The 21,615-nt window shown below is 52.5% G+C and carries 16 protein-coding genes; 5 read left to right on the top strand and 11 right to left on the bottom strand.

The window, feature by feature from the left end; all coding sequences use genetic code 11:
• Positions 1-209: 209 nt before the first annotated feature.
• The 3 genes from HMPREF9469_RS20255 to thrC form a co-directional block, all read right to left on the bottom strand.
• A complete protein-coding gene (locus HMPREF9469_RS20255; RefSeq protein WP_007866023.1) occupies positions 210-2,324 on the bottom strand; it encodes a glutamine synthetase III family protein in 2,115 nt (704 codons plus the stop codon).
• Positions 2,325-2,583: 259 nt separating this feature from the next.
• The gene (gene fba, locus HMPREF9469_RS20250) at positions 2,584-3,447 is read right to left on the bottom strand and encodes a class II fructose-1,6-bisphosphate aldolase (RefSeq protein WP_007866016.1); all 864 of its coding nucleotides are present in this window, start codon (positions 3,445-3,447) and stop codon (positions 2,584-2,586) included.
• A gap of 119 nt (positions 3,448-3,566) precedes the next feature.
• On the bottom strand, positions 3,567-5,063 hold the full coding sequence (gene thrC, locus HMPREF9469_RS20245; protein WP_007866012.1) for a threonine synthase: 1,497 nt from the start codon (positions 5,061-5,063) through the stop codon (positions 3,567-3,569).
• A 203-nt stretch (positions 5,064-5,266) separates the two neighbouring features.
• Here thrC and sfsA point away from each other — a divergent pair, with 203 nt between their 5' ends.
• Entirely contained in the window at positions 5,267-6,016 is a 750-nt protein-coding gene (gene sfsA, locus HMPREF9469_RS20240) for a DNA/RNA nuclease SfsA (protein WP_007866010.1), read from the top strand.
• Between the two features lie 172 nt (positions 6,017-6,188).
• Here the strand turns inward: sfsA and HMPREF9469_RS20235 are convergent, their stop codons facing one another.
• A complete protein-coding gene (locus tag HMPREF9469_RS20235; RefSeq protein ID WP_007866008.1) occupies positions 6,189-6,506 on the bottom strand; it encodes a hypothetical protein in 318 nt (105 codons plus the stop codon).
• Positions 6,507-6,649: 143 nt separating this feature from the next.
• Between HMPREF9469_RS20235 and HMPREF9469_RS20230 the strand changes: the two genes are divergently transcribed.
• Positions 6,650-6,892, top strand: coding sequence for a FeoA family protein (locus HMPREF9469_RS20230; RefSeq protein WP_040416901.1), 243 nt, complete (start codon positions 6,650-6,652; stop codon positions 6,890-6,892).
• Positions 6,893-6,947: 55 nt separating this feature from the next.
• Here HMPREF9469_RS20230 and HMPREF9469_RS20225 read toward each other — a convergent pair whose 3' ends face one another.
• The 6 genes from HMPREF9469_RS20225 to HMPREF9469_RS20200 form a co-directional block, all read right to left on the bottom strand.
• Entirely contained in the window at positions 6,948-8,180 is a 1,233-nt protein-coding gene (locus HMPREF9469_RS20225) for a phenylacetate--CoA ligase family protein (RefSeq protein ID WP_007866003.1), read from the bottom strand.
• A gap of 94 nt (positions 8,181-8,274) precedes the next feature.
• Positions 8,275-8,862: an indolepyruvate oxidoreductase subunit beta gene (locus HMPREF9469_RS20220; protein ID WP_007866001.1), complete on the bottom strand. Its 588-nt coding sequence runs from the start codon at positions 8,860-8,862 to the stop codon at positions 8,275-8,277.
• A 24-nt stretch (positions 8,863-8,886) separates the two neighbouring features.
• Positions 8,887-10,755, bottom strand: coding sequence for an indolepyruvate ferredoxin oxidoreductase subunit alpha (iorA, locus tag HMPREF9469_RS20215; RefSeq protein WP_007865999.1), 1,869 nt, complete (start codon positions 10,753-10,755; stop codon positions 8,887-8,889).
• A gap of 389 nt (positions 10,756-11,144) precedes the next feature.
• Positions 11,145-12,410 carry a uracil permease gene (gene uraA, locus HMPREF9469_RS20210; protein WP_007865995.1) on the bottom strand — a complete coding sequence of 422 codons (1,266 nt, stop codon included), beginning with the start codon at positions 12,408-12,410 and terminating at the stop codon, positions 11,145-11,147.
• 30 nt (positions 12,411-12,440) lie between these two features.
• Positions 12,441-14,447 (bottom strand): helicase-related protein, encoded by a 2,007-nt coding sequence (locus HMPREF9469_RS20205; protein WP_007865993.1) that lies wholly within the window; start codon positions 14,445-14,447, stop codon positions 12,441-12,443.
• A gap of 13 nt (positions 14,448-14,460) precedes the next feature.
• Positions 14,461-14,856, bottom strand: coding sequence for a DUF6483 family protein (locus HMPREF9469_RS20200; RefSeq protein WP_007865991.1), 396 nt, complete (start codon positions 14,854-14,856; stop codon positions 14,461-14,463).
• Positions 14,857-15,123: 267 nt separating this feature from the next.
• On the opposite strand from HMPREF9469_RS20200, the gene HMPREF9469_RS20195 reads away from it, so the two are divergent.
• From HMPREF9469_RS20195 to HMPREF9469_RS20185, 3 genes are all read left to right on the top strand, one after another.
• Complete coding sequence (locus tag HMPREF9469_RS20195) at positions 15,124-17,028, top strand: FeoB small GTPase domain-containing protein (RefSeq protein ID WP_007865989.1); 1,905 nt, start codon at positions 15,124-15,126, stop codon at positions 17,026-17,028.
• Positions 17,029-17,229: 201 nt separating this feature from the next.
• On the top strand, positions 17,230-18,291 hold the full coding sequence (gene ytvI, locus HMPREF9469_RS20190) for a sporulation integral membrane protein YtvI (protein ID WP_007865987.1): 1,062 nt from the start codon (positions 17,230-17,232) through the stop codon (positions 18,289-18,291).
• Positions 18,292-18,340: 49 nt separating this feature from the next.
• Complete coding sequence (locus tag HMPREF9469_RS20185) at positions 18,341-19,498, top strand: DUF3810 domain-containing protein (protein WP_007865984.1); 1,158 nt, start codon at positions 18,341-18,343, stop codon at positions 19,496-19,498.
• A 93-nt stretch (positions 19,499-19,591) separates the two neighbouring features.
• On the opposite strand, the gene HMPREF9469_RS20180 is transcribed toward HMPREF9469_RS20185, so the two are convergent.
• A complete protein-coding gene (locus HMPREF9469_RS20180; RefSeq protein WP_007865981.1) occupies positions 19,592-21,580 on the bottom strand; it encodes a gluzincin family metallopeptidase in 1,989 nt (662 codons plus the stop codon).
• Between the last annotated feature and the right edge of the window lie 35 nt (positions 21,581-21,615).

The following is a 21,615-nucleotide window of genomic DNA, read 5'->3' as shown; positions in this document are numbered from 1 at the left end:
TCCTCGCTTCCGCTCTATTTATGTTCAAAATATTAATTATTAAAAAATATATGAACATTATACCATATACTTGGGAAAATGCAAGACGGATTAGAGTGTGTTTGAAAATTGCTTTTTGAAAATATACGCACAAAAATGCTGCAGGAAAACCGGATTCCGGCCATCCTGCAGCACGCTGTGATCTTACGATCTGTACTTTTTTAATATAACTATACTTCAAAAATCAGATCGCCGTAGCTTGGCATGGGCCACAGCTCTTTATCCACGATCATCTCCAGCTGATCCACAGGCGCCCTCAAGGCCGCCATGGCCGGAACCACATCCTGATGATAGACAAGGGCCTGCGTCTTGCCCCCTTCCGCTGCGGCTGCTTTTTCCGTCATCTCTGCCAGTCTGGAAAGGGCAGTCTTGGTCTCGCTTAAAAGGTCTGATGTCTCTAACAAAAGCTCTGTCTGCGTGCTGACATCCGCATCCGGGCAGGCGCTCTTAACAGCTGTGATAGATGCTGCCAGACCGGTGGTATACTTGATCACAGCCGGTATGATGGACTTACTGGCCATATCATACATGGTTCTTGCTTCAATATTAATGGCCTTGGAATAATTCTCATATTCAACCTCAGCCCTGGATTCCAGCTCCGCCCTTGTGAATACGCAGAACTCCTCAAACAGCTTTACCGCCTTATCCGTAGTCAGGGCGGGGATGGCATCAACCATGGACCGGATGTTGGGAAGCCCTCTCTGTTCCGCCTCCACGACCCACTCATCAGCATAGCCATTCCCATTAAAAATGATCCTTCTGTGAGCGGACAGTGTTTCCTTGATCAAATCATGTACGGCCATGTCAAAGTCACCGGCCTTTTCCAGCTTATCAGCCGCTTCCTTAAATGCCTCGGCCACAATGGTATTCAGCACTGCATTGGGGGAAGCAATGGAATCCGAGGAGCCCACCATACGGAACTCAAACTTATTGCCTGTAAATGCAAAAGGTGAGGTCCTGTTCCTGTCCGTTGCATCCTTATCAAGGTCGGGAAGGATATCAACGCCTGTCTTCAGGGTGCCGCCCTTCTTGGAATGGGTGGCCTCTCCTGTGCTGCACAGCTGATCGATCACATCCTCCAGCTGTTCTCCCAGGAAAATGGAGATAATGGCAGGCGGCGCCTCGTTGGCTCCCAGCCTGTGGTCATTTCCCACATCAGCTGCCGATTCCCTCAAAAGGTCTGCATGGACATCCACAGCCTTGATGATGCAGGCCAGAACCAGCAGAAACTGGATATTCTCATGGGGCGTATCCCCGGGATTTAAAAGGTTGGTGCCGTCATCCGCGGTGAGGGACCAGTTATTGTGCTTGCCGGAACCGTTCACGCCCGCAAACGGCTTCTCGTGGAGAAGGCATGCCATACCATGGCGCCCTGCAACCTTTTTCAGTGTTTCCATCACGATCTGGTTGTGATCCACCGCCTGGTTCACTCCCTCGTATATGGGGGCCAGCTCATGCTGCGCCGGAGCCACCTCATTGTGCTGTGTCTTGGCAGGAACCCCCAGCTTCCACAGCTCTTTATTCACATCGTTCATATAGGAACCGATCCTCTCCCGGATGGCCCCAAAGTAATGATCCTCCAGTTCCTGTCCCTTGGGAGGCATTGCCCCGAACAGGGTGCGTCCTGTGTAGATCAGATCCTTGCGCTGTAAGTACTTTTCACGGTCAACCAGGAAGTATTCCTGCTCGGCTCCCACGGAGGGCGCAACCCTCTTTGCAGTTGTATTGCCAAACAGCCTGAGGATCCTCAGTGCCTGTTCATTCACTGCCTGCATGGAACGCAGCAGCGGGGTCTTTTTATCCAGGGATTCACCCTTGTAGGAACAGAAGGAGGTGGGGATACAGAGGGTCACGCCAATGGCATCCTCCCTTAAGAATGCAGGTGAGCTACAGTCCCACACCGTATATCCTCTGGCCTCAAAGGTAGCCCTCAGACCGCCGGAGGGGAAGGAGGAAGCATCCGGCTCGCCCTTGATCAGCTCCTTGCCGGAGAACTCCATGATCACCTTTCCGTCATTTGGGGCGGAGATAAAGGAATCATGCTTCTCAGCCGTCACGCCGGTGAGAGGCTGGAACCAATGGGTGTAATGGGTTGCCCCCCTCTCAATCGCCCAATCCTTCATGGCGTGTGCCACCACGTCAGCTATGCTGGGATCCAGCTCTGCGCCGTCTTCGATGGTCTTCTTCAGTTTTTTGTACACGTTCTTGGGCAGACGGTCCTTCATCACCGCATCATTGAATACGTTCTTACCAAACATCTCAGATACATTCAATACTTCGCTCATAGATTCATCCATCCTCTCTTTTTAATCTTCCTCATCCATTTCCATCATCCAGATATTGTCATATACCCTTATCACGTAATTCTATTAGGCTTTAGCGGATATATAACAAAAAGGTGTTCCCCCTTTGAGAGAGAACACCTTTGTTCTTTATTAAAATAAACCATTTCACTTAAAATTGCAAGTGATTTTTTCGGAAATCATGTTTTTTATTCTAATAAGCTTTATTAAGCTGTCTTAATATCTGGCGTGATCCGTGCCATTAAGCCTTGCCCACGGAACCGAATAATTCCATCTTCTCTTTCACAGTTGCCTTGATGGCATCTGCGCCGGGAGCCAGAAGCTTTCTTGGGTCAAAGCCTTTACCCTGCTGATCCTTGCCTGCTTCAATGTATTCCCTGGTTGCTGCCGCAAAGGTCAGCTGGCACTCTGTGTTAACATTGATCTTAGCTACCCCAAGGCTGATGGCCTTCTTGATCATGTCCTCAGGAATGCCTGTTCCGCCGTGGAGCACCAGAGGCATATCCCCAACCTTTTCCTTAACGCTCTCCAGAACATCGAAGCGCAGTCCAGGCCAGTTGGCAGGATATTTTCCATGGATGTTGCCGATACCTGCCGCTAAAAAGTCGATTCCCAGGTCAGCAATGGCTTTGCACTCATTGGGATCCGCGCACTCGCCCAGACCTACAACGCCGTCTTCCTCACCGCCGATGGAGCCAACCTCTGCCTCCAGGGACAGACCCATTGCATGGGCGATCTTTACCAGTTCCTTTGTCTTCTCGATGTTCTCCTCGATTGGATAATGGGAACCGTCAAACATAATGGATGAGAATCCTGCTTTAATACATTTATAGCAGCCCTCATATGAGCCGTGATCCAAATGCAGCGCTACAGGGACCGTGATGTTCAGTTCTTCCATCATGGCCTCAACCATGGCTGCCACTGTCTTAAATCCTGTCATATACTTTCCTGCGCCCTCGGATACTCCCAGGATCACAGGGGACTTCAGCTCTTCTGCTGTCAGAAGCACTGACTTGGTCCATTCAAGGTTATTGATGTTAAACTGTCCAACTGCGTACTTGCCTTCCCTAGCCTTGTCAAGCATCTCTTTTGCTGAAACTAACATATGATACCCTCCTTATAAACTTTGTTATTTTATTAACCATCTTGCTTATTATATCGCAGTTGCGAACAAAAAGGAAGAGGTTTTTGACTACAGGTCATGCATACGGCGTGAATGAATGGTCAAACACACTCAAGTATATCTTTTACCGTTGCTTTCATTTTATCCACATCACACTCTGTATTGTGGCGGATGGGAGCATTGCGGATCTCCTCCACCGCCTTTGGAACTGCGACTTTGGACAGGCTGCTGAGGGCATCCACCACCTCAAACTCATCCCTGCCTCTCACGCTGTCAGGTCCGGCAATGGCTTCCATCACGCTGTTGGAGAATTTATATGGGCTGGCCGTGGAAGCGATCACTGTCTTTGTATGGTCACCGCTCTCCGCCCTGTACTGGCCGTACACAGCTGCGGCAACGCCCGTATGGGTATCGATCAGGTATCCTGTGCGGTCAAACATCTTTTTGATGGCGGCCGCATTCTCCTCCTGTGTTGCGTAACCGCCCTTAAAATCAGACATGAACTCACGCATATCCCGGGTCACGGTGTAGCTTCCCTTTGCAGAAAGCTCCTGCATAAGGGCCTCATTGGCAGCCCCGTCACAGCCGGTGCTCAGATAGATAAGGCGCTCCAGATTGCTGGATATAAGGATATCCATGGAAGGTGAATTGGTGAGAATGAACTCCCTCTTCCTGTCATAGGTTCCTGTGGTAAAGAAGTCATACAGCACTTTATTGTCATTGGACGCGCAGATCAGGTTCTTGATGGGAAGACCCATGCGCTTAGCGAAATAGGCGGCCAGGATATTGCCGAAATTGCCTGTGGGGACCACTACATTGATCTCCTCGCCCTGCTTGATCTCCTCATTGGCCAGCAGTTTGGCATATGCATATACATAATAGACGATCTGGGGAACCAGCCTGCCGATATTGATGGAGTTGGCTGAGGAGAACTGAAATCCCTTTGCGGCCAGCTGCGCCTCAAGCTCCTTATCCCCAAACAGCTTCTTAACGCCGGTCTGGGCATCGTCAAAGTTTCCATGGATTGCCACAACACTTGTATTCTCACCCTTCTGGGTACGCATCTGGAGTTCCTGCACCTTGCTGACCCCGTCCTTGGGATAAAATACAATGATACGCGTTCCAGGAACATCCGCAAACCCTGCCATGGCGGCCTTTCCCGTATCGCCGGAGGTGGCTGTCAGGATCACGATCTCCTTATCCACCTGGTTCTTCTTTGCCGCTGTTGTCATGAGATGGGGCAGAATGGAAAGAGCCATGTCCTTAAAAGCAATGGTGCACCCATGGTACAGTTCCAGGAAATATGCTCCCTCGGCCTTTGCCAGGGGGGCGATCTCCTCTGTGTCAAACTTGCTGTCATACGCCCTGGCAATACAGCTTTTTAATTCCTCCTGGGTATAATCCGTAAGGAACAGCTTCATGACCTCATAGGCGGTTTCCTGGTAGGTCATGGCTGAAAGGCGTTCCATTGGAACATCCAGCTTTGGTATCTCAGTGGGCATGAACAGGCCGCCGTCCTTTGCCAGGCCCTGCAGAATGGCCATGGATGCTGACACGCCCGTCTCACCGCCCCTTGTACTCTGATAGGTTAATCCCATACTCTTGTCCTCACTTTTTACATTTATGTTCAGATTTATTGTTTGGATCCGCGCTCTGCCTGTGGAGGCAGGGGAATCCTGGCTTACGTTATTGAAATATTAACACATTTCCTGGTTGGGCGCAACTGAAATCATGGGCAGCGCTTTACCGTGGCAAAATAATCTGCTATACTGGTCATGTTTTACAGCAGGAGGAACGATCAATGACTTATAAACATACAGTAACCGGAACCTTTCTAAGCCGCCCCAACCGTTTTATCGCACATGTGGATGTAAACGGCCGGACGGTTATATGCCATGTTAAAAATACCGGGCGGTGCAGGGAGCTTCTGATTCCCGGCGTTACGGTCATCCTGGAGTATCACCCGGAAGCAGGTGTTACAGGGCGCAAAACAGAGTATGACCTGATCGGGGTATATAAAGGGAATGTGCTGATCAACATGGACTCCCAGGCTCCCAACAGGGCGGCCTGGGAATGGCTGGAAGCCATGAAGGGCCGGGCATTCCCCGAGCCGGGCGCGAACCCGGGTGATACTGTCCGGACACCTGACAATATACGCAGGGAGGTGACCCACGGGGATTCCCGCTTTGACCTGGCATTTACCCTGGATCATATGGACGGAAAAAGCCAGGTTCCCGCCTTTATGGAGGTAAAAGGAGTGACCCTGGAAGACCATGGTATGGCCATGTTCCCTGACGCCCCCACACTGCGGGGCATCAAACATCTCCACGGACTTGCCCAGGCCGTGAGGGAGGGGTATGACGCCTATGTATTCTTTGTGATCCAGATGAAGGGGATCAAAGGGTTCAAGCCCAACAATATAACCCATCCCGCCTTTGGAGAAGCCCTGAGGGAGGCGTCCTCCGGCGGGGTCCATGTGCTGGCCTATGACTGTATCATAACGCCTGACACCATGGCCGTGGATCAGCCGGTTCCTGTGTTTTTGGACTGAAAGGAGGGGCTCCGGTCATTCCGAAGCCCCCGTATCCCCAAAATTCTGTCATGTCTGAGATTCCAGTACCTCCAAGGTTCTGTCATGTCTAAGATCCCCCTATCCCCAGAGCCCTGGTATATCCAAAGCCCCAAGGATCAGAATTATTTACACAGACAGGATTATGACAGAATTACCGGCAATTCCAATTATTGCACTGGCAGCAGCAGGAACATCTGCTGGCGGCAGCGGCTGTGCGCTCAGCTGCCTGGGCGGCTGTCCTGGTCACAGCCGACTGATTGCAGCCGTTGTTGGAATAAAAACCAGCCATAAATCCCTGCCAGTACAGGTCGCAGCCGCGCCTGGAGTTATTGCCCCCTCTGTTTGATGCTGACGCAGCATTGCAGCCGCTGTTGCTGTAATTGATGCCATTGTTGGCAAATCTTTCATTTTCACTGAAAACAGCTTCCTCAAAGTTCTCACTGTATCCACCACAACTATTACAACTCATATTATATATCTCCTTTCATTTTGGTTGTACTCTATTATATGGGCCTGTACCAAATGTGTTCCTCACGTCCCCCTCCCCCGTTTCATCCCCCGGGATAAGCGCTCTGCATATAATATAATAACGAACCTGAAACGGTGAAATTTATGGTCTATCCGTTAAATGAATTAAATCCAGGAGATACCGCCGAAGTGGTCTGGATCATCAGCGATTCCTTTATGTCCTCACAGTTAGACGCCCTTGGCTTTACATTTAAGGAACGTGTCACCTGCATCCTGGGCAACCGCAGGGATTCCATGAATGCCTATCTGATCCGCGGCACCCTCATCGCTCTGCGCACTGAAAACGCAAAGGAAGTGCTGGTCCGGGCCCTGGAACCTTCCTCATAGACGGTCCCGCCCTGCCGGCACTTCCTCTGGCTGATGGCTGCTCTTATGTGATCTTTTAATACCTGTTGTCAAACACCCTGGTGGATTTTTTCTCGCTTCTGGGAAGTTCACCCAGTTCCACCAGCTTTACCACCGGTGTCAGACCGATCCTGTTCTTAAACTGGTTCTGTATCTCAATCTCAAGGGCATACCGGTTAATGGAGGGATTGGTCTCCACAAACAGGGTCAGCACATCCTTGCCCAGGAGATGGTCCACCATGACCTGGTACTCGCTGGATGCCCCGCCAATGGAGCTGAGCAGTTCCTCGATCTGGCTGGGGAAAATGTTCACACCCTTTACCTTGACCATATCATCCGTGCGTCCGATCAGGGTATCGATCCTGGGATACGGCGAACCGCAGGGGCAATCTCCCGGCACGATCCTGGAAAGGTCATGGGTGCGGTAGCGGATCAGGGGCGCTCCCTCTTTTTTCAGGGTGGTGATCACGATCTCTCCCACCTCTCCGTCAGGAAGGACTTCGCCTGTTTTGGGGTCCACAATTTCAATGTATATAAAGTCATCCCAATAATGCATGGCCCCCTGCTTCTGACAGTTGATGGCAATACCAGGCCCATAGACCTCGGTCAGGCCGTAGATATCGTAGAGATCCACTCCCAGCTCGGAGGCGATCCTTTTTCTCATTTTCTCGCCCCAGCGCTCGGAACCGATCACACCCTTTTTCAGGCAGATCCTCTCCCCGATTCCTCTCTTGGCGATCTCCTCGGCAAGAAGCAGGGCGTAAGATGAGGTTGCGCACAGGACCGTGGATTTCATATCCATCATCATGCGCAGCTGTTTGTCCGTGTTTCCCGGTCCCATGGGCACGGTCATTGCTCCCAGGCGCTCGGCTCCCAGCTGGAACCCGATTCCGGCAGTCCACAGTCCATATCCCGGCGTGATCTGGATCCTGTCCATGTTGGTGATCCCCGCCATCTCGTAACAGCGGGCAAACATCCGGGCCCAGTCATCCACATCCCGCTGGGTATAGGGAATGATGACCGGTGTTCCGGTGGTGCCTGAAGAGGAATGGATCCGCACGATCTCTTCCTCAGGAGCAGCCATAAGCCCAAGAGGATAGGCTTCCCTCAGATCTCCCTTCCATGTAAACGGAAGTTTCTCAAAATCCTCCTGCGACTGGATCTGGTCCACATTGATGCCTTCCAGTTTCTGTTTGTAAAAGCATTCTTTGCTGGTCAGTTTCTTAAGCTGTTCCTTGATAAGAAGGAACTGTGATTCTTTCATCTTCATTGATTTTTCCTCCATCTGTTATATGCTGGGGTGTGCCCGGCGGGAATGGTCAGCCCACCCCGCCGGGTGTCAGAAAGCTGTTTTCAGACACAGTCTAAACATGCTCTGAGGCAGCGCCCATTTTTAATGCCGTCACGTTCATGTCTCTGAATTTCTCAGGCACCCGCTTTAAGATGGCCTGCTCCATCTCTTCCAGGGAAATGCCTATAAGGCCGCTGGCAATGGCAGCGCCCAGAAGGGCCACATTTAAAACCTTGGTTGAGCCGCACCGGCTGCAGATGGAGGTTCCATCCACCACTACCAGATGATCCACTGTCTGTTTCAGATATTCCATCATCTCCTCACCTGTGTAGGCGCCTCCTGTCAGGGACGCGGTCACCGGCCGGATAGGAACGGGTGATACCACTACGCATCCGCCCTTTTTCAGATAGGGAAGGCAGCGTACTGCCTCCGCAGGCTCAAATCCGATCATGACATCCGCCCCTTTGTGGGGAATCATGGGTGAATAGATCTCTCCCCCAATGCGCACATGGCTTACCACGCTTCCGCCTCTCTGAGCCATTCCAATGGTCTCCGCGCCTCTGGCTTCCATTCCCTTTTCCATGGCTGCCAGGGCTATCAGGCGGGATGCAAGGACTGTTCCCTGACCGCCCACTCCGCATAACAATACATTCTTTGTCATATCCATCCTCCTAGTTATGAGCACTTAGCAGCCTTCATCTACAGGCTCTATGGCTTCCACTGTACAGATCTGGCCGCAGAGTCCGCATCCATTGCAGAGTCCGGCATCGATCCTCACCATATCCCCGTCCAGGACCAGGGCCGGGCAGCCGATCTCATTGATACAGGTCCGGCAGTTCACACACTTATCCTCCACGATCCTGCACTTTTTGGAGGTTTTTACAACGGCAATGCAGGGCGCCTTAAATATCACGGCACCCACTCCCTTTTTAGCTGAAATCTCCAGTACGGCGTCCACACACTGGTCCAGATCCAGTGCATCCACTGTCACAATGTTCCTGACACCGATGCCTTCCAGCACCTTTGTTATATCGATCTTATCCACCACCTGTCCCATCATGGTATGCCCGGTGCCCGGATGGGGCTGGTGCCCGGTCATGGCCGTGGTGGAATTGTCCAGAATGCACAGGGTCAGGTTTGCTTCATTGTACACCGCATTGACAATGCCTGTAAGGCCGGAGGCAAAAAAGGTGGAATCTCCCACAAAGGAAAAATACCGCTTGTCAGGCTCCACTCTCTGCATACCCTGGGCCATGGTTATGCCAGCCCCCATACAGAGACAGGTATCCACCATATCCAAGGGCTTCGCATTCCCCAGGGTATAGCAGCCGATATCGCCGCAGTAGATCCCCTCCACCGGCTTTTGGCCCTGAGCCAGATTCCGGTTCAGCTTTTCCATGGCCCGCTTCACTGCATAAAAGGAAGCCCTGTGAGGACATCCGGCACACAACACGGGAGGACGGATGGGGAGAGGCGGAACCGGGAGCGGGGAAACCGGATGGGCCGCCCCGATTTTTTCCAGGTATTCTATGTAAGGACGGCCCAAATATGCCTCCAGCACATTTCTAACAGATTCCACACTGTTCTCACCCGCGCTTTGGACATCCCTTGTCAGCTTCCCCCTGACATTCACATCCAGATGGTGCTTTCCGCACAGAAGCAGAAGTTCCTGCTCCAGCACAGGATCCAGTTCCTCCACTGCCATGACCTCCTTAAGGCCGTCCATAAACTCCAGCATCAGCTTCTCCGGCATGGGGTTGGGGGTGGAGATCTTGAGGACACGGACCCCCTGATAGCCGTTCAGGGCTTCCATCACAGACTCATAGTTGATGCCGTGGGTGATAATCCCCTTTCCCGATTCCTCATTCTCCCTGTGCAGCAGATTGAACCGATAAGAGCTGAAATCCTCGCCGATCACAGGATTGCGCTCCTCTATCATCCTGTGGTTGGCGTTGGACAGGCGTGGAAAGATCACCCATTTATTGGAATCTTTCACAAAACCCTCGGGTTCCGGAAGACAGACACGTTCTTTTAACTCCACACTGGCACAGCCATGGCAGATCCTTGTGGTGGGGCGGAACAGCACGGGCGTGTGGTATTTTTCCGAATACTCAAAGGCATCCCCGATCATCTCATACGCCTCCTCCGGGGAACTGGGATCAAAGACCGGAAGTTTGGAAAACTGGCCGAAGCAGCGTGTATCCTGCTCTGTCTGGGAGGAAATGGGACCTGGATCATCCGCCACCATCACCACCATGCCTCCCTTTACTCCCACATAGGCCAGACTCATAAGGGGGTCTGAGGCCACGTTTAACCCTACCTGCTTCATGGTCACCATGGTTCTGGCCCCTGTATAGGCAGCCGCGGCAGCCACCTCCATTCCCGCTTTTTCATTTACAGACCACTCCACATAAATATCGCCCGGGTTATGCTTTGCCACTGTCTCAAGGACCTCTGTGGACGGTGTCCCGGGATATCCGGAAACCACCCGCACGCCGGCTCTGATGGCTCCCAGGCCGATTGCTTCATTTCCCATTAAAAATGATTTGGACATTACCTCTCTCCTTCCGTATGGTCAGATGATATATTTATGTACAAAAAGACCTGCCCTTCAAGAAAGGACAGGTCTGAATATACAATACCTGCAATACCACCTTATCTGTTTACCGCTTCAACAAATATGCCAACACATATTCTGCCTTTAACGCAGGCCTGCGGTCCGGATACTGATACAGATCCCAGTTCATGACAGCCGCAGGGGCTGCTCCTGGTCTGACTTTCACCTTTCCCTCAGCGGTCCATTTGCCGTCCGGCCTATTACAGGGATCCCACCATCCCCTGCTCTCTGTGAATGCCCTTTACGGTTTGATCTCCGCTTCATCGGTTTAAAACTCTACTTTATCAGTTATTATTGCAGAAATTCCCCTAAATGTCAATGACTTTTCATTCCTGGTCATTGGTCAGGTGGAAATAATCCAGAAGGTAGAATACCAGGCTTAAGATCATCCCCACCACACAGGCCAGTACCATGCCGGTGAGCTGGATATTGCCGATCTTTACAGCAATTCCTGAAAGGCCGGTGACAAAGATGACCGAGGTCAGGGCCAGGTTCCTGGAGTTGCCGTAATCCACCCTGGAATCCACCAGGATCCGCAGGCCCGAGGTACCGATCATACCGTACAGAAGGAAGGAAATGCCTCCGATCACAGGTCCCGGAATGGTACTGATCAGGGTGGACAGTTTTCCTATAAAGGAGCATACAATGGAGAGCACTGCCGCGCCGGCGATCACGCGCACGCTGTATACCCTGGTAATGGCCATAACACCGATGTTCTCACCGTAAGTGGTGGTGGGAACGGAACCGATGAGGCCTGAGATCATGGTGGAGAAGTTGTCTCCGAACAGGGAACGGTGAAGCCCGGGATCCTTTAACAGGTCACGGCCCACGATCTTGCTGGTCACCACCTGATGGCCAATGTGTTCTGAGGTAATGACCAAAAGCACCGGAAGGATGGTCATAATGGCATCCAGGTTGAATTTGGGTCTGGAAAAATTAGGAAGGGCAAATACAGGAGCTGCTGCCACCGCCGTAAAATCCAGAAGTCCGCATGCAAATGCCGCCACATACCCTGCTATGACCGCGATCAGGATAGGAATAACGGAAAAGAATTTCCTAAACAAAATGGAACCAAATACCGCGGTGCCCAAAGTGATCATAAACACAATGATCTTTTTAGGATCCATGACTTCGTCCAAAAGGCCTGCATTCTGGGCCGCATTGCCGGAAAGTTCAAGTCCGATCAGGGCCACAACCGGTCCCATGGCAGCCGGGGGCAGAACTACATCGATCCACTCCGTGCCGAACTTATACACTATAAACGCAAGGATACATCCGCAAAACCCCACTACCACGAAACCGCCCAGGGCATAAGCATATCCTGACTCCCCGAAGCTGCTGATAACCACACCCGCAGGTGCCAGGAATGCAAAACTGGATCCCAGATATGCAGGCGCCTTTCCCTTTGTCACAAAGATAAACAGCAGAGTTCCCATGCCGTTCATAAACAGCACCACTGCCGGGCTGATGCCAAACAGGAACGGCACCAGGATGGACGCTCCGAACATGGCAAACATGTGCTGAATGCTCAGAGGGACCAGCAGTTTAATGGGCACCTTGTCCTCCACCTGAATGATACGTTTACTTTCCATTTTCTTCCTCCTTTGCCTCTCTCACTTTTATCATACACGCCCCACTGTGCCCGGCGAGTGCCGGCGCCCCCCGCGGTTGTGGGCGCGGTTTATCTTACCCCTCTCAAAACATCTCTCACATACGGAGAAGGGGTAATCCCATGACAGCTCTTTTCCGCAGGCAGAACACTTGCGGGAATAGCTGGCACATTCTGTTTTCAGGATACGGCTGATCTCTTCTTCTGTCCGGCGCCGCTCCTCGGCCAGATTCTCGGTCTGCACAGGCAGTCCCGCTTTTCTGGAAAACTGGAAATACAGATCCAGCATCTTATAATAGCTCTCCAGGTCATACAGGTCATCCCCGGGACTGTAAGGGAATTCCAGTTCTTCCATTTCCCTGTAATCCCTGCAGTAATCCTTCCAAAGATCCATGACCATCTTATTATCTATATCAATGGAACAGGTGATCAGTTTATAGATCTCCTGTCTGGTGAAATCCTCTATATCATTCTGGTGCACATGTTCAAACGTCATATACAATGCCAGCAGCTCATCCACCTCCATCTTCTCATAGATAGATGGGGTGTCCATGGATGCCCAGATCTTTACCAGGGTATCAATCTCAGCAGGCAGGTTTAAAAGCTGTTCCGGGAATCCCACATACGCTTTCATAATGGGAATAGGCAGCCGGGACAGTCCGTCCCGGATCACCTCCGGCTCATCAATGGCCGAGACAAATCCCTCATCATACAGGCCGAACCTGCCCGCCCTGCCCGCGATCTGCTTGATCTCCTCCGGAGTCAGGGTGCGCTTGTTCACGCCATCGAATTTCCTGGTTTCCACAAACACGATCCTGCGGATGGGAAGGTTGAGCCCCATTCCAATGGCATCCGTGCTGACCACAACCTCTGTCTCTTTTGCAAGGAAACGGCGGACCTGTTCCCTTCTGGTGGCAGGAGGAAGGCTTCCGTATATAACGCTGCAGTGGATCCCTTCGTTTTCCAGATGGGCTGCCAGGGCCAGCACTGATTTCTTGGAAAATACGATCAATGCATCTCCTTTTTTCAGGTCCCTCTTCAGATTATATGGTTTGGACTCCATGGTCAGCCTTGTATTCCTCTTATGGCGCACCACCCGGTACTGATCACCGCACCGCTTGATCATCTGGACCACAATATCCTCCGCCTCCGGCGCCATGCACAGATGTATCTCATCAGCCCGAAGTCCCAGCACGGCCCTGGTCCAGTTATGTCCCCTATATGGATCTGCGATCATCTGGCACTCGTCCACCACCACAATGTCAAAATATTCATGGTCATTGAGCATTTCCACGGTACAGGACTGGCAGATCGAACCGGGCACCTCCAGGGTCTCCTCCCCTGTTATCATGGAACAGGGCAGTCCTTCTGCGTTCAGCTTGTCGTAAACCTCCAGAGCCAGAAGCCTTAAGGGACCGAAATACGCTCCATGGCCGCACTCCTTCAGGCGCTCCAGGGCATCGTGGGTCTTACCGCTGTTGGTAGGCCCCACATGGAGGATAAACCTTCGCTTCATCTCCCTGGCTCCGGGGTATTCCTCCTCCGGCTTCTGGTTCACGGATTCCCGTATTCCCTTTTTTATGGTTTTGGGTATATAGAACAGCTGATAGGCCCGTTCCAGTGAATTGGTCAGAAGATAGCGGCGGATGCCCTGCATCTTCAGCACATGCTCCAGTTCCTCCAGTGACAGGCCGGACAGATATTCCAGATCCTTTCTTGCCAGCGCCTCGCAGAACTCCCCCATGGAGGCGCAGTTCTTTTCCCATTCCTCCACCGCCGGTCCCGGAGGCAGGTTCCCCTCCTTGCGCATGAGACAGGCACAGACTTTGGACAGCATGGCATGGATATCACTGAGCTCATTGGCCTTTTCAACGGGCTTTAAGTTCTCCTCTGTCAGGCGGCGCAGGCGCTTCTTTAATTCCGCCCCGGTCATGGCCCGGTAGCGCTTGTTCACATTTCCAAAAAACAGTTCCTTATAGTACTCCCCCAGAAACTGGGCGCACTCCTTCTTTATCTCCATGAACACTCTCTTTCTAAACCATGGTCGTATCTACGAAATGCTCAAAGCCGGAAATACCGTACTCCGCGCATACGCTGTTAATGCCATCCACAATCTCTTCCCTGGAATAGTTGGCCTGGTAAAGGATGTCATCATTAAACTGGTTCAGATACATATAAAAAGTAAGGGCCATCTCCAGACAATCCAGGTCCGGAGGGTCCAGCTGGTCGGAAAGAAAATTCTCAGCCTCGTTAATGTCACCCGCATCCGCCAGATCCTTTAACTGACGGTATGTCCTGTCCAGAGGGGTATACTTTTCCTCGTCCTCCGGCAGTTCATAATCAATATCGTTCTTGCCCAGCACCAGCCTTGCAATGGCCCTTACCAGATCACTGATCGTTCTCATAACATAATCGTCCTGATATCCCATAACCGTTCATCTCCTGATTGTTTTTGAATTAGAGTGATGTTCAAACTCGCTCCAGTACTGCGTATAAGTATAGTTGATATCGATTCTGCCGTCAAGCAGTGGATTCATCCTGTCATATGTGATATGAATGCCCCCGGACCGGGGGAGTTTTCACGGTTATTTGCGCAACCCGGTATCGGGCCTTGCACAGAGGTATTTCTGCGGCATATGTAATTATAAGAACTGCTCCGCCCTCTGTGGCGGATTTTATATATATGGAGTGATTCAATGGAAAATGGATGCAGTGTCATTGCTCTTACAGGCAGTCCCAAAGCGGGAAAAAGCACGATATTTAACGGTCTTACAGGTAAATGCCGCTATACCGGCGGCTGGTGGGGGGATGACGGTACACCCGGCCGGGGAACCTACCGGTACTGTGATACCACCTACCTGCTCATGGACCTTCCAGGCATCTATTCCCTTCCCAGGGAGGCCTTCCCTGCGCCGTACCGGAAACAGACCCCTGTTCCCCTGTTTCCGGTACGGCCTGATGTGATCGCTGTGGTGGCTGACGCCACCCGGCTGGAGATGGGCCTCCATCTTCTCAAGCAGGTTGTGAAGCGGGCGGCTCAGGAAGAAACCAACACCCCCATTGTACTGTGTGTGAATTTTTGTGATGAAGCCCTGCGTCAGGGAATCCTCATTGACTTTAACCTTCTGGAGGATGTGCTTCAAATCCCCGTCATTCCCTGCTGCGCCAGAAAACAAAGGCACCTGGATGATATAAAGACAGCCATCCACTATGCGGCAAAGCCGTCCAACAGTCAGATGTTTTCCTATGACTGTCTGGACTTTTCCCCTAAAAATCTGACCCGCGAATGTATTACCGTCATATCCGCTGCTTCCGGAGCACGCAGGGTCATAGCGGATCATCTGCTCACCAGCCCGGTTCTGGGAAAAGTCATACTGCTGCTGGCCCTGGCCGCGGTGCTCAGGCTGACCATGGCTGCCTCCGGCCTTCCATCGCGGATCCTGTGGGATGCGCTGGCACGGCTGGAAAACCGCCTGGACATGATCATGACTTATCTGGGAACAGCTCCATGGGTCACGGGAAGCCTGATCCACGGGGGATTCAGGGCCATGTCCTGGGCCGTGGCCGTGATGTTTCCCCCGCTTACCGTCTTCTTCTTTTGCTTTACCCTGCTGGAGGACCTGGGCTTCCTGCCCAGGGCAGCCTGCGTCATGGATCCTGTATTGGAAAAATGCAGTTCCTGCGGAGGACACTGCCTTTCCATGGCTCTGGGACTGGGATGCAACGCCGCGGGCGTGGCCTGCTGCAGGGCGATCCGCTCTCCCAGGGAGCGCATGGCAGCCGTGCTGACCAGTTCCATGGTTCCCTGCTGCGGCCGGCTTCCCATTTTTATTGCCCTGATCCCCCTGTTTTTTGCTTCAGCCCCGGTTGACTCTGTGGCCGGCTCCCTGGCCTGCGCCCTGTTTTTTGCCATCCTGCTGCTGTCCGCAGTCTACATGGCCCTGGGAATTTCCTGGCTTTTATCCCGTACCGCATTAAAGGGACTTCCCTCTGCTTTTGTCCTGGAAATGCCGCCGTACAGGAAGCCGAGGATCACGGCCTCCGCTCTGCGCTCCCTGCTGAACAGGACCCTGGTCATGGTGGCCCGCGCCGTCAAGGCTTCTGTTCCTGCCGGAATCCTTATCTGGTTCCTGGCCAATGTGATCTACACAGGGTCTGACGGGTTTGCGCTGGCCTTTGCATCCCAGGGGGTAAACGGGCCCAGTCTTCTCTCCTTTTTTACCGGCGTTCTGGACCCTGCCGCCCGGCTTCTGGGAATGGACGGCATCATCCTTGCCGCATTTATCCTGGGTTTTCCTGCCAGCGAGCTGGTCCTGCCCCTTCTGATCATGATATACATGCAAGGGGACAGCCTGGTGTCCATGACCAGCGGGCTCCCTCTGCACCAGCTGCTCACATCCAACGGATGGACCTGGACCACTGCGATGTGTACCCTGGTATTTGCCCTGTTTCACTGGCCCTGCCTGACCACATGCAAAGCCATTGCCAGAGAGGCCAGGGGATGGAAATGGGCAGCGGCAGCCGTATGTATCTCCACCCTTCCCGGCATTGCATTGTGTATGGGGATCTCATTTCTGACCCGCTTGCTGGCCGGCTTCTGATTCCGGTAATTACAGCGGAGGCGGTCCCTATTTTTCATATTCCGGGGGATGCCAATGGTATATGGAGGAACATGTGCAAAACAACACTGTTCCAGCAAAAAATATACCAAGGGTTGTCCCCCATTTTCTGGGGATTCTTCCTTGACTGTGACTTGCGGAATGCCTATAATAGAGGTAATGAAATAAACAGGAATCTAATTTATGGACATTCAAAAGCGCAGGACATTCATTATCAGCTTCGTCTACTTTTCCATCATTGGCGTGCTCTGCTACATACTTTTTAAACGGCTGATTCCCATGCTCATGCCTTTCATAGCGGCACTGGCCATTGCCGCTATGCTGGATCCTGCCGTCTCCCTGCTGGAAGCGCGGATGGGGAGAGGAAAGGAACAGGCAGCTGTGGTGGTTCTGCTGGTATTTTACGGGTGTATCCTTGGGATCATAGCGCTGGCAGGAAGCCAGGCCGTGACCATGATCCAGGAACAGGGAAAAAAACTGCCCGCCTTTTACAGCGAGGTGGTGGAGCCGGGTCTGTCCCGATTCTTTTCCCTTCTGGAAAACAGCTTTCCCGGACACAGCATCCATATCTCCTCCCTTGGAAGCAGTCTGGAACATGCCATGGAAAATGCGGCGGGCGCCCTTTCCTCCAGCCTGATCGGCTGGGGGGCATCTGTGATCGTGGGATTCCCCACCCTGCTGGTGGATCTCCTTGTAACAGTGATCGCCTCTTTTTTCCTCACCGGCAGTTATCGCCAGGTCATCTCTTTTCTCCTGCGCCAGCTGCCAAAAGACAAACGCACCATGCTTATTCAAGCCTGGACCAGCGCCCGTAATGTTACAGGCCGCCTTATAAGGGCCTATGCCCTGTTAATGTCCCTGACCTTTGCGGAACTCTATGCAGGATTCTATATACTGGGTGTACCCATGGCATTTACAACCGCCTGCCTCATTACACTGGTGGATATCCTCCCCGTATTGGGTACAGGCACCATTTTACTTCCCTGGGCCCTGACAGCCTGGGTCAGCGGTCCCAAAAGCCTGGGCTTCGGCCTGCTCTGCCTCTACCTGCTGATCACTGTCATCCGCCAATCGCTGGAGCCCAAGGTGATCGGCCTGCAAATGGGGCTTTCCCCGGCCGCTACCCTGCTGTGCATCTTTGCAGGAGGAAAGCTTCTGGGCCTTCCCGGCATTTTCCTTTTCCCCATTGCGGCTACCGTGCTGGTGGAACTTGACGAGGCCGGTGTGATCCATATATTAAAGTAATCGCTAAAAATAACAGCGGGTGTGATACTAAATAAAGGCAGGTATACCTATGAAGCTTCCCTTAAAAGCCAACTTACGATCCTCCGGTTTAGCCGCCAATTGCCCCGGGACTGCGCTCCGCCTTTTTATAGCGGGTCTTGTTCTGGTTCTTCTCTCAGGCATCCTCACCATGTGTTCCAGGATGGTCCCCGGATTTGCCCAGAACTACTCCGTCACAGTCTATCCTGTGCTGGTGAACACACTGGGGCGTTTTAGCGGGCTGTTTCCATTTTCCCTCTCTGAGGCAGGTCTGTACCTTACCGTAGTATTCTGCATCATCAGCATTGTCCTCCTGTTTAAGAGGCCCCTGTGCTCACTGGCCCGTGTCTTCTTTTATGCCTGTCTCCTGCTGTTCCTGTTTACAATAAACTGCGGGATCAACTATTACAGGAGCCCATTTTCCTATGAGGCGGGTATGGTTATGGAACAGTCCTCTACAGAGGAGCTTTACAGCCTGTGCCTATTCCTGACCAGTCAGGTGAACAGTTCCCTGGAGGAAGTGGACCACTCTACGGATTTCCTGTCCGGCCTGTATCCGGGCCAGACAGAGGATACCCCTCTGCCGGCAATGTCCGCTCTCAGGGAAATGGGTCTGGAAGGCGTAACCGCCATGAACAACCTAGGAGCTTCCTATGCCCAGCTGGATGGATACTACCCCTACCCCAAGCCCCTGATGAACCCCAGGCTGCTGTCCATCCAGCAGCTCTGCGGCATCTATTCCCCCTTTACCATTGAGGCGAACTATAACAGGGAAATGCCCTACTACAATATTCCCCACACCATCTGCCATGAGCTCTCCCACCTAAAAGGCTTTATGCGGGAGGACGAGGCCAACTTCATCGGCTACCTGGCATGCATCGGCTCCCAGTCATCGGATTTCCGCTACAGCGGCTACCTCACCGGCTGGGTCTACGCAGGCAATGCCCTGGCAAAGGTGGACCTGGAAGCATACTATGAACTCTATGGCATGCTCTCCCCCAAAGCAGCCCAGGATCTGAAATGGAACAACCAGTTCTGGGACCAATATGACGGCAAGGTGGCAGAAGCCTCCACCCAGCTCAATGACCGCTACCTGAAAGCACACAGCCAGGAGGATGGTGTCAGGAGTTATGGGCGGATGGTGGATCTGATGCTGGCGTATTATAGGGGAAAGATAGATGTAAAATGATTTGCAAAAAGAAAAGGCTGACCGCCCATAACTGGCTGTCAGCCTCTTTCTGTCTTGTTTAGATACTCAGCCCGGACAAAGGGCGCCCACTTATTATCCCTTCCTCCCCTTCACCAAAACCCACAAGACAACAACTCCAACGCACAGGATCATAACCTGAAGCACGATCACGGCCCCCACTCCCAGGAGCAGGATCATTACCGCTGAGAGCATCCGCTGTCCCTGGAGGGCGGTGTTGGTATCATAGCCATCGCTTTCCTGGGGCAGTTCTTCCCCCGGCTGGACCTCTGACCCATCGGCCAGGCCCTGCATGCTTCGGATATCCCGGGCCAGGTCTTCCATCTGCGGTTGGTCGAATACATCCCTCATTCCCCACTTGCTGATGGTTCCTTTATAGGGTGCATCCATACCTTCATGAAGAATTCCCATGTATGTGTCCACTGCCAGATCCCAGTCATCACCGGACAGTACCCACAGGTCAAGAGCGGAAAGGGCCGAGGTTCCATAACCGATATAGTACATGGGGCTGTGGAACAGATGGGGGATGTCCACCCATTCATAGCATTCATCCCCATATACCCGGTAGTACCATCCGTCATAGGAATCCTGGATCTCCTTAAACTTGCGGTTCATCTCCTCCAGGGTCATATCCGGATTCCTGTATACGGCCTCCTCAAATTCCTGGAACATGCAGGCTGTGATGGTTACATAGAGCATATCCGTAAGTGTCTCGAATACATAGGCCTCAGCCCCTTCCCCCAGCATGCTCTCCGCCTGTCTTGTAACAAGAAGTTCCAGCCCCTGGGACTGTATCTCGCACACATCCACGTTAAACCCCTGATATAATTCAGGCCCCGCGTTGTAATAGTAGCTGCTGAAATGGCCGAATTCATGGATCAGGGACTGGTAATCCCTGAAGGTATTGCTGCGGTTGATAAAGATAAATGCATCTTTATAACTGGGAAGAGCCACGGTATAACTGCTGTCCGCGCGGTCCTCCCCCTCTGCCCCGGCCTGGATATCATACAGATGGTTATCCCGCATATACTGGAATATTTCCCCCAGTTCCGGCTGGGTCCTCACCAAGGCAGGCCCCACCGCATTAAACATGTCCTCTGCGGAACTGCTCTCCAGCTCATCCAGGCCGTCATAGGAAGCATAATCCACTTCCAGATACCACATATCATCATTGAGCGGAACAATGGTGTCCTTCACATTCCCGCACAGCTTTTTTGCGTCCTCCATGGTATAATCACGCCCATATACCGCATTGTATGCGTATTCCGCATAGTTGTCGTATCCTGATACCCCGGCTATCTGGTTGCGGACCTGAACCAGTTCCATAAACTTATTTCCCAGGATCCTGTTCTTTTCCCGGCTCAGCTCTTTCAGTATGTCGCGGTATGTGTCGGTGCTTAGATCTTCCTCCGTCTCCAGGCGCTGGTAATTCCACTGCTGTCCATTATACTCCACTGTTATGTCATCCGCCGCCAGCTGGTCATACTGGCGAAGCAGCTCCTGCTCCTTTTTATCCAGTTCCTGTCTCTCCTGTGAGTCCTCCTGGTAATACTCCACCATGGACACATATTCCCCGCCGATCCTGTCTTCCAGAGCATTGGCATAGGAAGTGGCAAGCCCTCTGCTGATACAGGATGCGGCCTTGTCCCCCAGCTCTGCATACAGATCCGTGGTATATGCCTGCTCCTGGGCAGCTGCCTCATTGGACACGTCTTTGTCATATTCGATCTGGGCCATATAGGTCATGGTGGCCAGGCGGTCAAACTCACTGATGATCAGGTCGTACAGGCGGAGCACTTCCTCCTCCTGTCCCTCGGTCTGGCAGGCCTTTTCAAAATCCTCCATGGCCTGGTCAATGACCTGGGTGGAATAATGCTCATAGGGCCTTTGGGAATAGTCCGCTGCATCGGGCAGCTGCTTTTTTATTCCCGGGCGGCCGGCTCCTGAAGGAACCGCTGCCTGTGCGGCTGCCGCACCGTAGGACGGCACGGATACCGCTATCATAAACGCCAGGGCAAGGGCTGCACCGCGCTTTAAGACATTTTTCCAGTCACACTTTCTCATGGCCGGTTCCTCCTTTAGTGTATGTGTACTCTCAA

This window comes from [Clostridium] citroniae WAL-17108, from assembly GCF_000233455.1.
GTDB classification, from domain to species: Bacteria; Bacillota; Clostridia; order Lachnospirales; family Lachnospiraceae; genus Enterocloster; species Enterocloster citroniae.
Note: the sequence above shows the minus strand (reverse complement) of the source record. Positions and strands in the feature narration are given on the sequence as shown.

Excerpts from the sequence above, each read along its gene's own strand:
- HMPREF9469_RS20255 (WP_007866023.1), bottom strand. The coding sequence starts at position 2,324 with ATGAGCGAAGTATTGAATGTATCTGAGATGTTTGGTAAGAACGTATTC.
- fba (WP_007866016.1), bottom strand. The coding sequence starts at position 3,447 with ATGTTAGTTTCAGCAAAAGAGATGCTTGACAAGGCTAGGGAAGGCAAG.
- thrC (WP_007866012.1), bottom strand. The coding sequence starts at position 5,063 with ATGGGATTAACCTATCAGAGTACAAGGGGCGGTGAGACGGGCGTGTCA.
- sfsA (WP_007866010.1), top strand. The coding sequence starts at position 5,267 with ATGACTTATAAACATACAGTAACCGGAACCTTTCTAAGCCGCCCCAAC.
- HMPREF9469_RS20235 (WP_007866008.1), bottom strand. The coding sequence starts at position 6,506 with ATGAGTTGTAATAGTTGTGGTGGATACAGTGAGAACTTTGAGGAAGCT.
- HMPREF9469_RS20230 (WP_040416901.1), top strand. The coding sequence starts at position 6,650 with ATGGTCTATCCGTTAAATGAATTAAATCCAGGAGATACCGCCGAAGTG.
- HMPREF9469_RS20225 (WP_007866003.1), bottom strand. The coding sequence starts at position 8,180 with ATGAAGATGAAAGAATCACAGTTCCTTCTTATCAAGGAACAGCTTAAG.
- HMPREF9469_RS20220 (WP_007866001.1), bottom strand. The coding sequence starts at position 8,862 with ATGACAAAGAATGTATTGTTATGCGGAGTGGGCGGTCAGGGAACAGTC.
- iorA (WP_007865999.1), bottom strand. The coding sequence starts at position 10,755 with ATGTCCAAATCATTTTTAATGGGAAATGAAGCAATCGGCCTGGGAGCC.
- uraA (WP_007865995.1), bottom strand. The coding sequence starts at position 12,410 with ATGGAAAGTAAACGTATCATTCAGGTGGAGGACAAGGTGCCCATTAAA.
- HMPREF9469_RS20205 (WP_007865993.1), bottom strand. The coding sequence starts at position 14,447 with ATGGAGATAAAGAAGGAGTGCGCCCAGTTTCTGGGGGAGTACTATAAG.
- HMPREF9469_RS20200 (WP_007865991.1), bottom strand. The coding sequence starts at position 14,856 with ATGGGATATCAGGACGATTATGTTATGAGAACGATCAGTGATCTGGTA.
- HMPREF9469_RS20195 (WP_007865989.1), top strand. The coding sequence starts at position 15,124 with ATGGAAAATGGATGCAGTGTCATTGCTCTTACAGGCAGTCCCAAAGCG.
- ytvI (WP_007865987.1), top strand. The coding sequence starts at position 17,230 with ATGGACATTCAAAAGCGCAGGACATTCATTATCAGCTTCGTCTACTTT.
- HMPREF9469_RS20185 (WP_007865984.1), top strand. The coding sequence starts at position 18,341 with ATGAAGCTTCCCTTAAAAGCCAACTTACGATCCTCCGGTTTAGCCGCC.
- HMPREF9469_RS20180 (WP_007865981.1), bottom strand. The coding sequence starts at position 21,580 with ATGAGAAAGTGTGACTGGAAAAATGTCTTAAAGCGCGGTGCAGCCCTT.